General features: G+C 64.4%; 10 protein-coding genes. 2 read left to right on the top strand and 8 right to left on the bottom strand.

The window, feature by feature from the left end:
• The first annotated feature begins 17 nt into the window (after nucleotides 1-17).
• Nucleotides 18-3,953, top strand: a complete 3,936-nt coding sequence (locus H1D44_RS01735; RefSeq protein ID WP_181513113.1) for an ATP-binding protein — start codon at nucleotides 18-20, stop codon at nucleotides 3,951-3,953.
• Here H1D44_RS01735 and H1D44_RS01730 read toward each other — a convergent pair.
• The 4 genes from H1D44_RS01730 to queC are packed head-to-tail and all read right to left on the bottom strand — an operon-like array spanning nucleotide 3,950 to nucleotide 6,439.
• Nucleotides 3,950-4,255, bottom strand: a complete 306-nt coding sequence (locus tag H1D44_RS01730) for a YkgJ family cysteine cluster protein (protein ID WP_181513112.1) — start codon at nucleotides 4,253-4,255, stop codon at nucleotides 3,950-3,952. The two genes, H1D44_RS01735 and H1D44_RS01730, sit on opposite strands and share 4 nt — an antisense overlap.
• A complete protein-coding gene (locus tag H1D44_RS01725; protein WP_181513111.1) occupies nucleotides 4,252-5,097 on the bottom strand; it encodes a 6-carboxytetrahydropterin synthase in 846 nt (281 codons plus the stop codon). The genes H1D44_RS01730 and H1D44_RS01725 overlap by 4 nt, the downstream gene beginning before the upstream one ends.
• Nucleotides 5,097-5,738 carry a 7-carboxy-7-deazaguanine synthase gene (gene queE, locus H1D44_RS01720; protein ID WP_181513110.1) on the bottom strand — a complete coding sequence of 214 codons (642 nt, stop codon included), beginning with the start codon at nucleotides 5,736-5,738 and terminating at the stop codon, nucleotides 5,097-5,099. The genes H1D44_RS01725 and queE overlap by 1 nt, the downstream gene beginning before the upstream one ends.
• Entirely contained in the window at nucleotides 5,738-6,439 is a 702-nt protein-coding gene (gene queC, locus H1D44_RS01715; RefSeq protein WP_181513109.1) for a 7-cyano-7-deazaguanine synthase QueC, read from the bottom strand. The genes queE and queC overlap by 1 nt, the downstream gene beginning before the upstream one ends.
• Before the next feature lie 335 nt (nucleotides 6,440-6,774).
• On the opposite strand from queC, the gene trhP reads away from it, so the two are divergent.
• Entirely contained in the window at nucleotides 6,775-8,193 is a 1,419-nt protein-coding gene (trhP, locus tag H1D44_RS01710; RefSeq protein ID WP_181513108.1) for a prephenate-dependent tRNA uridine(34) hydroxylase TrhP, read from the top strand.
• A 95-nt stretch (nucleotides 8,194-8,288) separates the two neighbouring features.
• Here the strand turns inward: trhP and H1D44_RS01705 are convergent, their stop codons facing one another.
• The 4 genes from H1D44_RS01705 to H1D44_RS01690 form a co-directional block, all read right to left on the bottom strand.
• Nucleotides 8,289-9,851 carry a sensor domain-containing diguanylate cyclase gene (locus tag H1D44_RS01705; protein ID WP_181513107.1) on the bottom strand — a complete coding sequence of 521 codons (1,563 nt, stop codon included), beginning with the start codon at nucleotides 9,849-9,851 and terminating at the stop codon, nucleotides 8,289-8,291.
• Between the two features lie 80 nt (nucleotides 9,852-9,931).
• Nucleotides 9,932-10,168: a DUF2789 domain-containing protein gene (locus H1D44_RS01700; protein WP_181513106.1), complete on the bottom strand. Its 237-nt coding sequence runs from the start codon at nucleotides 10,166-10,168 to the stop codon at nucleotides 9,932-9,934.
• A gap of 89 nt (nucleotides 10,169-10,257) precedes the next feature.
• A complete protein-coding gene (locus H1D44_RS01695) occupies nucleotides 10,258-11,310 on the bottom strand; it encodes an asparaginase (RefSeq protein WP_181513105.1) in 1,053 nt (350 codons plus the stop codon).
• 80 nt (nucleotides 11,311-11,390) lie between these two features.
• Complete coding sequence (locus H1D44_RS01690) at nucleotides 11,391-12,593, bottom strand: efflux RND transporter periplasmic adaptor subunit (protein WP_181513104.1); 1,203 nt, start codon at nucleotides 12,591-12,593, stop codon at nucleotides 11,391-11,393.
• Between the last annotated feature and the right edge of the window lie 12 nt (nucleotides 12,594-12,605).

Genomic DNA, 12,605 nt, shown 5'->3' with positions numbered 1-12,605 from the left:
CCATGCAGGGTTCCGTCATGCAGGACGCTTCAGTAATCGCGCACCACAGTGAGTCTGACCACCTAGCACTGTTCGGCCAATTCTCACTGTCCCTGGGTGATGACGTGCTGACCCAGTTCAGCTACGACAAGGTCAAGGGGCTACTGGTCTACTTGTTGCTACACCGGCAGCCTGTCAACCGGGCCAGCCTCGCCGAACTGCTGTGGCCTGATCAGGGCCTTTCCTCAGGACGTACCAATCTTCGTCACGCGCTGCATTGCCTTCGCCAGTCGCTGGGCGAGGAGGCGGACCGGGTGCTGGTCGTGACCCGGCAGACGATTGCTTTCAGTCGCCCTGACAGCTGGCGCTTCGACTTGCACGAGCTTCAGCAACTGCTCGAGGGATCACTTGACGTGGCGACGCTGGAACAGCTGCTGTCGCACTACCGGGGTGATCTGGTCGAAGAGCTCCAGCTCCCTGCTTGCACCGAATTCCAGCGCTGGCTGGTGCAGTTGCGCAATGAATGGCGTCAACGCGTGATTCGCTTTGCCGAAGGCGTTCTCGAGCGTAACGAGGAAGTACCCGACGCGCTGCTGCAGACGCTGGTCAGCCGCTTCTCCGGCTACGGGCCGTTTCACGAGCGGCTGGTTCGCCAGCTCGCCGAGCAGGGCCAACTGGCCGCTGCGCACGAGCAGTACAACGCTTACCTGCAGCTGCTGGCGCTTTCCGGCCAGCAGCCAGAGCCAAATTTTCTTCAATTGGCGCGCTTCTGGTCGGATGGCTCCCCCGATCTGCAGAGCCTGTCCCCCCAAGGCGCCTTCTCTCGAACCCTGGCGCCGGGAAGCTCTCCGCTGCGTGAAGACGAGATCGAGCAGCGCCAGCTGTCGGTGATGGCGATTCGGCTGCGGGTGAAGGGTGATTTCTCGGCCCGTGACGAAACCCGCGCCTGCCTGGTGCTGCAGATCGAGCTGATGCGCTGGCTCGAGCAGCAGTGTCACCACTTGGGCGGTTTCTGGCTGCCCGGTGCCACTGGCGGGCTGGGATTGGCCTGTTTCGGCACCCATGGCCCGGCTCATCAGCTCGCCGAGCTGGTCGCGCTCTACGAACACTGTCGACGGGTGCTGCCCGAGGAAGTGACGCGCCACTGGAATGGGGAAGGCGAGCCTCCCCGAATCGAGCTGGCGGCCGGTCTCAACAGTGGCCGTGTCGTCTACCTCCCCGAGCGTCAGCTCGTCGACCCCCTGGGACAGGTGACCCAGGGGGCGCTCGAGCTGATGAGTGCAGCCGAGGGCAGCGAGCTGGTGATCTCGCAGGAGGCCAGCCAGCACATGCCGCCGGCGCTGGACCTGCAGCCGCGTCTCTCTTCACGGCTGGTGGCGAGCGATGGTCGCGTGCGCTTGCGCGCCCTGGTGCTGGGTCACAATGAAGGGGGCCGCGAGGCGATGCCGCCCAGCCTGGTGGGCCGCGAATCCTCCCTGCGTGTATTGCGCGATGCACTGGCCCGGGCAGGCATCGGCCTGCGCCAGAGCGTACTGGTGCGCGGCGCCTCGGGCATGGGCAAGTCGGCCCTGATGGTCGGCTTTCGCCAACTCGAGCTGAGTCGCGACGCTGCGATCTGCTGGCAACCCACCACGCGCCTTTCCGTGCTTGAACCCTATGGGGTCGCCCGTGCCCTGCTGCGCTGGCACCTCGACGGCAAGCTCGACGAGTACAGCCTCGAGCAGCTCGTGAGCGATGTCGATCTGGTGCTGACGCCGGAGCAGCAGGCGCTTCTCGAAGAGGCCCTGGGCGTCAGAGAGTCATCGGAAGTCGCGCAACTGGCCAAGAGCGGTGAAGCAGCCGATCTCGTCGTGGCGCTCTTGTGCCGGGTCATCGAGCGGCAGGCGATCGAGCGCACCCAGGTGTTGATGATCGACGATCTGCAGTGGCTCGATGAGCCTTCGTTCCGGGTGCTGTCCGGGCTCCAGGCACGTCTGCCGATCAACTGCGCCTTCATGCTGGTGGCCAGCCACCATGGCCGTGAGGCGCTGCCCACCCGGTTGCATTGGGACCAGCAGGTCACCCTCGGCCATCTTGATGCCATGCAGTCGTCACGCCTGCTATCCCAGCTGGCCCGTCGCTATCGGCTGCACCTCAGCCCGCGCCTGCGCGGCCAGATCATCGAGCGCTGCGATGGCGTGCCGCTATACATGCAGGAAATCTGCCGCCGCCTGGAGATGGATCGCCGCGAAGGGCGCAGCGTGCACCTGGATGAATTGCCACGTGGGCTGCTTGGGCTGCTTGCCGGCCGTATCGATCAGCTCGACGGCGACCGCGAGGTGGCCCATATTGCCGCGGTGCTTGGGCGACGCTTCCGGCTGGACTTCCTGGCCGAGTGCAGCGGTTGGGACATGGCTCAGCTCAATCGCGCTCTTGAACAGATGCGACGGCTCGAGATCATCGAGCCCGCAGGCGGAGAGGGGGGCCGTCGCGAGTTTCAGTTCAGCCATCAGCTGCTTCAGGAGGCAGCCTATCTCTCTTGCCCGCGGGACGTCAGGGTGAGGATCCATCGGCAGGTGGTGAGCCTCATCGAGGAGCGCTTTCCGATGTGGATCGGCCGTCACCCCGGGGATTTCGCCACGCACCTGCGGCGCAGCGGCCACTATGCGCGCGGGGCACGCTACTTCGAGCTGGCCGCACGGGAGGCGCTCAAGGTCAGCGCCAACCGTACGGCCATGAAGATGGCAGATTTCGGCCTGGCCAGCCTGCGTCATGTGGAAGATCAGGTCGAGCGCGAGATAAGCCTGTTGACCGTGCGCGGCCAGGCCGCCTTCGCCCTCGAGGGACACGGCTCGCCAACCGCGCACGAGAGTTTCGTGCGGGCCCGTGAGCTGTTGGTCCAGCATGAGGGCTGCCACGCAGAGGATGCGGAGGATCTGGAGCAGGCTTTCCTGGTCAAGTGGGGCCTGTGGGTCGGCTGCAGCCAGCGCCATGCCCACGCCGACGCCTTCTCGCTGGCGGCCAGCCTGGCCACCATCGCCGGCCGCCTCGAGGATCCGCGCTACCAGCGCCTGGCCGATTATGCCCGCGCCAACTGCGAGTATTGGGCCGGCCGCATCAGGCAGGCCCATGAGCATCTCGACGAGATTGCCCCGCTGGAGCAGCCGATGATGATCGAGTGGCTGCCGTTCTCCGAGCACCCCCAGGTGGCGGCCGCCTGCTTCCAGGGCTGGGCGATCTGCCTGCGTGGCGATTATCGTCGTGCCGAGCAGCAGGTCGAGTCGGCCATACGCCTGGCCGAACAGATCGGCCATCCGGGGTCGCTGGCCATGGCGCTGCTGTTTGCGGCAGCTCTCTACCGGCAGTTGGGGCACGTCCACCTGGCGGCACGCCGGGCCGAGCAGGCGGTCGCCATGACCGAGATGCCCGATCTGCACCTGTGGCAGGTATCGGCCCAAGGTATCCTCGGCTGGCGCCGGGCGCTATCGGGAGATCGCGACGGCCTGACGATGATCGAGCTGGCCCAGGAGGAGCTCGGTGAGATCACCGGCCGCGACCGCTACCACCGGCCGGCCCTGTGGTACAGCGATGCCTGTCTCGGGCTCGATGAACTCGACCGGGCGGAAGATTACCTGGATCAGTGCCTGATGATTGCTCGAGAACGCAACACGCTGTTCATGCCCGAGCTGGCAGTGCAGTTGGCCCGTGTGCGTGACCGGCTCGGCCGCCCCAAGGAAGAGATCAGGCTGTTGGTCGAGCAGGCGCTCGAGTGCTCACGCCTGCATGAGAACCGGCATCAGGAGCTCTGCGCACTGGAGGCGTGGTTGACCCTGATCGACCTTCATGACGAGGCAGTGCGCGAGCAGTTCCGCAGCTTGCTGGATTCCGTGAGCCACAGCGATGCGCCGGTGCTCATCCGTTGGCGCACCCTGCTGGATCGCCAGTTGCTGCCTTCGAACAGTGCCAACAAGCGCGAGGTTGTCGGTAACGATTAGACGGCAGGGTGAGTGCCACCCTCGAGCAGGGTAATGCGCTGTAGCGCCTGCATGCGATCGGAGCCGCAAAGGGCGCTGTCGAAGGCGAAACGCTCGCACACTGTCGGACGCAGGGCACTGCCGAAGAGCAGGCACAGGTTGTCGTCATCCAGCTGCACGCAACGCACGCCCGCCGGCTTGCCTTGAGGCATGCCGGGAATCGGCGAGCTGATCGAAGGAGCGATGCAGCAGGCGCCGCAGCCGGGACGGCACCCCGGTTGTTCACTCCCGATTTCGCTTGGCCGTGCCGTTTGGCGGCTCATGCCCTGGCCTCGGCTATCGCGCCCTTGTCGATGCCCTCGAATGCCTGCACCCGTGTGGATCTCCCCGTCTCGTCGGCAATCCGTTCTGCCAGCCATGCTGCAATGTGCTCGACGGTACTGGGCACGTCCATGACGATGCAGCGTTCCAGTGGCAGCCGTATATGGAAGCGTCCCTGGCCGGCGCGATAGCGGCTGATCAGGCTGGGGTTGAGCTCGGGTTCGCTGTGCCTGCTGATGTCTGCCTGGTCGACCAGATAGCGATCGTTCAGGTAAGCCGCCCAATGCGCTTCCAGTTCAGGGCAACGCTCGCCCCGCTGCCAGATGTGCAGTCGCGAGCGGTGGCCATGGGCAATACGCTGGCAGTTGCCGGCATGCTGTTTGAGGCCATGACTGTAGGTATAGGAAGCGCCATCGATGACTTCCTCGCGCAGGCGCAGGCGAATGTCACTGACCCGGGGTGGGGGGCGCTTCATCAGCTCCCGGGACAGGTGCAGGGCGAGTCGCTCGCTGCTGACCTCGGCCCAGGGGAACAGGGTGAAGGCCTGGCGCGGCGCGCGTATCTCCATGCTGTAGGGCATCGTGGTACGCACGCAGAGCCCCTCGCTGCACTCGGCGGTGGTGATTCCCGGAGCCCGGGTCGGCACCAGCAGGGTGTGGTCGGCGCCAGCATCGAGGCGCGACTTGATCCACGGCTTGACCTCGCCGAAGTCGAACAGCATGCCGTCTTCGCCAAGCTCGCCATCGAGTTCGCTATCGACGAACCAGCTTGCGCCAATCAGGCCCCGTCGCGGGCACCATAAGGAAACATCGAGCTGAGTCAGCCGATTGACAAAGAGTGTCATCAGTCGATTCCCGTAATCTTGTGTGTCTGTAGCGATAGCCGCCAGCGGGGATGGGTCAGGCAGTAATCCAGGGTTGCTCCCAGGTGATCGCTGCCGCTTCCCAGCGCCTCGGTGCCCATCGGCTGCAGGAAGAAATGTCTGAAGGCAAGCTGGGTGAAGCGTTCCGGCGGCGCTTCGGGCTGGGGGTAGACCAGCTTCAGCTCGTCACCTGCGGTCAGCGCCAGAGCGCTGGCGCCCTTGGGGCTGACGCAGAGCCAGTCGATGCCCTCCGGGGCGGGCAGGGTGCCGTTGGTTTCCACTGCGACCTCGAAGCCGCGCTCGTGCATGGCCTCGATCAGCGCCTCGTCGAGCTGCAGCAGTGGCTCGCCGCCGGTGAATACCACATAGGGAGTGCCCCCCGAGGCCTCGGGCCACTGCGCCGCGAGGTGCTTGGCCAGGGCCGCGGCGGTGGTGAAACGGCCGCCGTTCTGGCCTTGGGTGCCGACGAAGTCGGTATCGCAGAAAGTGCAGGCGGCACTTGCGCGGTCCTGCTCACGGCCGGACCAGAGGTTGCAGCCGGCGAAACGGCAGAAGACGCTGGCGCGGCCGGTTTGCGCGCCTTCACCCTGTAGCGTATAGAAAGCCTCCTTGACCTGATACATCACCCGCCCCCGTGGCTTGGCTCAGGGCGCTGAACATACTCGAGGGGGTCGACGATGCCGTTTGCCGCAAAGGCGGCGAGGCGCTCGCGGCAGCTGCCGCAGCTTCCGCAGGCAAGCGCTTCGCCCCGGTAGCAGGTCCAGGTGTCGCGATAGTCGAGTCCCATGGCCAGGCCGTCGGCAAGGATCTCCGTCTTGCTGGCGCGAAGGTAGGGGGCATGGACCTCGATGGGCGCGAAGTTGGCGATGCCGGCCACGCCGTTCATCGCCTCGACGAACTCGGGGCGACAGTCGGGGTAGAGTACATGGTCGCCGCCGTGGGCGCCGTAGTCGACGCGTGTGGCACCGATATTGACCGCCTTGGCGATGGCCAGGGAGAGCAGGATCATGTTGCGATTGGGTACCACCGTGGCGGTCAGGTTTTCCTCGCCGTAGTCGCCCTCGGGCATCTCGCGGCTGGCGTCGGTCAGCGCCGAGTTGTCGATCAGGCCATGGATGGCACGAATATCGACCACTTGATGCGGTACGCCGAGTTCGCGGCAGACCCTGGCGGCGACATCCAGTTCACGGGAGTGGCGCTGGCCGTAGTCGAAGGAGAGGGCGGTAACCTCGAGCTCCTCACGCAGGGCACGGTGGAGCACGGTGAAGGAGTCCATGCCGCCGGAATAGATCACGACGGTGGCTCGGGAATTGGCTTGGGTCATGGTGTGGCTCGTTGTCGGAGAATTTATCGCTCCTCGCCTGTCGACGAGGCGCCGGGATCCGGTCCGGCGCGCGTTATTCTACTTGACCGGAAAAACAAGTGCACGTGGCTTGGTGGTGCTGGCGTGGTGCCCGGCTGTTATAATGCGGCCCCATATCAGCGCCCAGGCGCTGTCTGAAAAGTCGGCGAGCGAAGGTCAGACAAGGCAAACATCGACGAAAGGACGGAGTTTACGGAACGTAAATGAGTACCTTGAGTCGATTTTTAACGCCGTATGGCCGAGCGCAGCCAGTTTTCAGGCAGTGACTCGCCATCGTCCTGAAAACGGTGACTCCAATGAAAGCTCCCGAACTGCTCTCCCCGGCGGGGACGTTCAAGAACATGCGCTACGCGTTCGCCTATGGCGCCGATGCCGTCTATGCCGGCCAGCCGCGCTACTCGCTGCGCGTGCGCAACAACGACTTCAAGATCGACAACCTGCATCGAGGCATTGCCTATGCCCACGAGCGGGGCAAGCAGTTCTACGTGGCTTCCAACATCGCGCCACACAACAGCAAGCTCAAGACCTACCTGCGCGATATGGAGCCGGTGATCGAGGCCGGACCGGATGCGCTGATCATGTCGGACCCCGGGCTGATCATGATGATCCGTGAGCGCTGGCCGGAGCAGGTGATCCATCTCTCGGTCCAGTCCAACGTGGTCAACTGGGCGGCAGCGAAGTTCTGGCAGAAGCAGGGTATCAGCCGCATTATCCTGTCGCGTGAGCTTTCCCTCGAGGAGATCGCCGAGATCCGTGCCGAATGCCCCGACCTCGAGATCGAGACTTTCGTCCATGGCGCGCTGTGCATTGCCTATTCGGGACGTTGCCTGCTGTCCGGTTATTTCAACCACCGCGATCCCAACCAGGGCACCTGCACCAACGCCTGCCGCTGGCAGTACAACACCGTGGCCGCGGCCCACGACGAGACCGGTGACCTGGTACCAGCCAACTCCGCTGCGGCCCACGCGGGCAGCGGCATCTGGAGTCCGGAGCAGGGCGCCGGGCTGATCGCTTCCGGCGGCGGCAGTACCACTCACAGTACGGCGACGGCAGGGGGCATCGAGGGCCAGGACGAACTCTCGGCGCTGATCGAGGATGCCACCCGGCCGGGTGAGCTGATGCCGATCTTCGAGGACGAGCATGGCACCTACATCATGAACTCGAAGGATCTGCGTGCCGTGCAGCACGTACCGAGGCTTGCCCAGATGGGCGTCACCTCGCTGAAGATCGAGGGGCGCACCAAGTCACACTACTACGTGGCGCGCACGGCTCAGGTCTATCGTCGTGCCATCGACGACGCCGTGGCCGGACGTCCCTTCGACATGCGCCTGATGGACGAACTCGACAACCTCGCCAACCGTGGCTACACCGAAGGCTTCTACCGGCGCCATGTGCACGACGAGTATCAGAACTACGAACGCGGCAACTCGGTGGGCGTCCACCAGCAGTTCGTCGGCGAGATCATCGGCTACGACCCGGATCGCGGCGTGCTGGAAGTGGAGGTCAAGAATCGTTTCGAAGTGGGTGACGGTATGGAACTGCTGCTACCCGGCGGCAACCGCCGTTTCACGCTCGAGCATATCGAGAACAAGCGCGGTGAATCGGTGCAGGCGGCCCCGGGTTCGGGCCACGTAGTGCGCATTCCGGTACCCGGTGAAGCCATCGCGCCGGACCGGATCGAATTTGCGCTGCTGATGCGTGACCTCCAGGGTTAAGCCACGCTGGCGCCTTCAGCGCATCATGTCAGAACCCGAGAGGGCGGCCAGTCGGCCGCCCTCTCCGTATAACGCAAGCGTTCTCGCGGCGGGGGTCATTCGCCGGGGCCGGGCTCCTCATAGTGACCCACGCCATCACGACCGCCGTGCTTGATGCCATACATGGCATGGTCGGCAGCATCGACCAGGGCGGCGGCATTTTCGAACTCCCCGTCCTCGAGGTCGGCAATGCCGATCGAGGCGGTCACGTGAAGCGGTTTGCCATCGGCCTGGGCGAGGGGCTGCTTGGCGAGATATTCGCGGATACGGTCGGCCAGGATGCTGGCCTGTCGTCGGTCGGTATTGGGCATGATCACGAGGAACTCCTCGCCGCCATAACGGCCGGCGATATCGCTTTCGCGGACCATGTTGTTGAGCGCAGCAGCAAAGTGAATCAGCACTTCGTCGCCGAAACGGTGCCCAAAGCGGTCATTGATACGCTTGAAATGGTCGAGATCGATGAACATCACCGAAAGTGGTTGTTGAGCCACTTTGGCGCAATCGAAGTACTGAGCGAGCCGTTTTTCGAGCCAGGGGCGATTGACCAACTGGGTCAGGTGGTCGGTGCGGTGCTGCTCATCGAGTACCACGTGGCTCGCGTGCAGCGCCTCCAGCTCTCGCTGCTGCTCGGCCAGCCGGATCGTCATGCGCAAGTTCTGCTCGAACAGCAGCTCTTTGGCTTCTGCCAGGAGGTGCGTGCTGTCGACGGCTGGTGGACAGGTGATCTCGAAAAGCCGTGACAAGGAGGGTAGGCGGTGCTGGAGCTCCTGCATGACGTTCATCAGCATGACGATGTCGAGTGACGCGACTGAGGTAAGCTGGCGCAGCAGTGAACTGAAGGCAGACGCGGAATCGGTTGCCAGCCAGCATTCGGCGATACGACAGGAGAGCCTCAAGCAGAGTTTGCGGGCATCGCCATCCTCCAGCGCACCATGGCTGTCTATGATGCCCGAGGCAATGGTCGTGGGAACCCCCCAACTGGCAGCGAGCCAGGCCCCGACCAGGGCGTGGTCGCAGCCATAGCGGGCCTGTTCGACCTCGCTGAGCTTCTGATGCTGGCGCAGATCGGGTATGGCGCTGGTGTAGGCTTCGCCATCCAGGGCCTCGAAAGCGAGGATGCCGATATCCTGGAGCAGGGCCGATGTGAACAGCTGTGGGGCATCGTGGGGACAGAGATGTTGAGCCAGCTCCTGTACGGCTGAGGCAGCAAGGATGGCGCGTTGGCAGAGGTACTCGTGGTCCAGGCTCTGGTCACTGGACGCGCGGGGCAGGCCGAAGCTCAGCACTACCGCCAGCGTGGCATCCAGGCCGATGCGTGAGAGCGCATCCAGGCTCGTGGTGACCGGATTGCCGCCTCTAGAATAGAAGGTACTGTTGGCCATGCCCAGCAGGCGCATGGTCAGGGCCGGATCCTGTTCAATGGTACGTGCGTAGTCGGCCAGGCGGGGGTCGCTCGAGCGAGCGATGGCTATGATCCGCGCTGCGGAAGCCGGAAGGCTGGGCAGGGTACGGCATTCGGCCAGACGGGAGCGCAGGGCTTCGGGTAGGGGAGGCAGGCCGGCTTCGGCGAGCTCTCTCATGCCAGAGAGACCTTCGGTCGATATCCTTTCGATCGACATATGCTTTCCCGCCTAAGTAAAATTTGTTTGATTTTTTCATCCACATTAGCAAAACGGCCGTATGACAACCGTTGGAGACGCTAACTCTTTCTCAACGATGCGTCGAGGTGATCGACGACTTCGGCCCAGTCGGCATCCTCCTCCAGTGCTGCCTCGAGGAACTCGGCCTGGGCTGGGCTCCAGAAAGGAGCCTGGTAGAGCGCCATGGTGGCGGGCAGCGGTGCATGGCGTTCAATGAATGCCTGGATCGAAGCGTCATCGGCGGGCAGCCCCAACTGCTGAAACAGTTCGTGGAAGGGGTGTACGGGATGTTCCATTGGCCTCTCTCCTCGTAGGGTGACTGGTCAGGACCGTTACCTTCAACTTAGCTGGGTGTCTGCCGAACGCCAGCATGTGGCCGCTGCGTTCAGCGCTCGCCTACCAGTGGCGTGAGGAAGCGCCGACGACGCTCCTGCTCTTCCAGCGGCTGCGCCAGCAGGTGGACCAGCTTGGTCATAGCGGCTTCGGGTGTCATGGCATCCCCGACCAGCACGCCGGCCTGAAGCAGGCCCTGGCCGGCAGCGTACTGGCCGGGGGCGATTCCACCAAAGGGGCACTGGCTGATCGCGGCGATCAGCTTGCCTTCGCCACTGGCCATGGCCAGCACTTCGATGAGCTGCGGATCCGGGGGGATATTGCCACCTCCCCAGACTTCGAGCAGGGCACCGCGCACCCTGGCATCGCCCAGCCAGGCCTCGAGCTGCCAGGCTTGGAGGCCCGGCCACAGTGCGATGCGGGCGACGCCTCCACGGGCAAGAGGGGAATAGTCTGGCGATTCGAATCGTGGGGCACCGCGCTGCTGGGTTTCCAGGCAGCGACCAGGATAGATCACGAAATCCTCGCCAACCCGCTCACCCAGAATCGGGTAATTGGGGCTGGCAAAAGCGTCGTGGGCCTCGGTGTGGATCTTGCGTGAACGCACGCCGCGCAGCAGTCGTCCGGAGAAGGCCAGGGCGACTTCCTGAAGTTCCTCACGGGCGGCAAAGCGAAGGGCCAGTTCGATGTTGTCCAGCGCATCGCTGCCTTCGGCTTCCAGGGGATACATGGCGCCCGTGATCACCACCGGGCGGTCCAGACCCTGGAGCTGATAGGCCAGGCTAGAGGCACTCCAGGCGAGAGTATCGGTGCCATGCAGCACGACGATAGCGGCATGGCTGGCAATCTTGTCGGCAATGATCGCCGCCAATCTTTGCCAGTCGTGAGGGGTGACGGCACTGGAGTCGATGGGTTCGGACACCGTCTCGACCACGAACTCGGGCAAGCGGTTGCGACGGCTGGGTGGCAGGCCGTCGAGCTTGCGTCTGATGCGCGCCTCGATATCGCCTGCCGGCGCCAGGCCCAGGGCGCTGGGAATCATGCCCAGGGTGCCGCCGGTATAGAGCACCAGCACGGGGCGGTTGGCAAAAGGTGGCGCGATCATGGCAGCTCCTGGTCTCGGTATTCTTGTCGGGGCGCAGCGCGGCGCTCAAGCGAAGATAATACCGATTGTGGAGAGCGAACTCACTCGTCGGCCCTGACTCTGATGCCCTCGTCCACCTGGCTCCCGGGATGGGTAATCAAGGTTTCCCCCGGCTCGAGACCCGCTAGCACCTGGGAGCGCAGCCCGTGTCGACGGCCCAGCTCGACGATACGTCGTGTCGCTCGGCCCTCATCGATCACGAATACCGCCCACTCGCCCTGGTGACGAAACAGCGCGCTGGTAGGAATCTGCATGACCTCTTCACCCTGCCAGATGAGGAACTCGGCATCGACCCGAAACCCGCTGCCCAGTGCGCCGCGATCGAGCTCAGGGTCGAAATCGACGATGACCGGCACGCGCTGCTCGTCCACCCCCAGCGCCGAGGTGCGAGTGAATCCCGCCGGTGCGATGCGTCTTACGCTGCCTCTGAGCGGTTCTCCCCCCCAGCCGGAAATCAGAACATCCATTCCCGGGCGCAGCCGCACGGCGTCCATGGAAAGCAGGTCCACCTGGATTTCCAGGTCATCGAGCCTGCCAAGTTCGAGGATCGGCTCGCCCGCGGCAATGCTGCCTTCACAGCAGCGGTAGCGCGATATGACGAGGCCGGAAAGCGGGGCTCGGACCTGCAGCGTGGGCTGGTCTGCCTCGCTGCGCTGACCGCTGGCTACCGCCAGCAGGGCCCGGGCGCTTTCCACCTCGAAGCGGGCCACCTCGACCCCTGATGCTGCGGAGTGTTCCAGCGCCCGCAGGCGATCTCGCTGATTCTGGCGCTGCTCCAGGTCGGCGGTAGAGACCAGGTTGCGCTGGTGGAGCTGGCGGTAGCGCTGGTATTCGGATTCGGCGAAACGGAGGTCGGCTCGTGCCGTTTCCAGGTTGGCCTGGGCGGCCCGCAGTCGAGCCTGGGCGGCCTGCAGGTTCTCTTCGGCCTGTTGTCTGGTACGTACGTCAAGCGCAGGCGCCGGGCTCGGCTCGAGTTGGAAGAGGACCTCTCCCTCTTCGACTCTATCTCCCTCCTCGAGGGTGACGCGCTGGAGGAAGCCGGCAATGGGAGCCGAGACATTCCAGGTATCGCGTAATCGAGTTCGGCCTTCTTCCGTGACGGAGTCAGTGAACGGGCCTATCGTGACCGTTGCCACATTCACCGGCAAGGGGGTAGGGCGCAAGGCCCAGGCCAGCAGGGCCAGCAGGGCGACACCAAGCAGGCCCCAGGTCATATGGCGAACCCATTTGCGGCGCTGGCTCATTCAATCCCCCCC

Origin of the sequence: Billgrantia kenyensis (genome assembly GCF_013697085.1) — a bacterium.
Taxonomy (GTDB): Bacteria; Pseudomonadota; Gammaproteobacteria; order Pseudomonadales; family Halomonadaceae; genus Halomonas; species Halomonas kenyensis.
The sequence above is the reverse complement of the archived record's forward strand: the minus strand, read 5'-3'. Positions and strand labels throughout refer to the sequence as shown.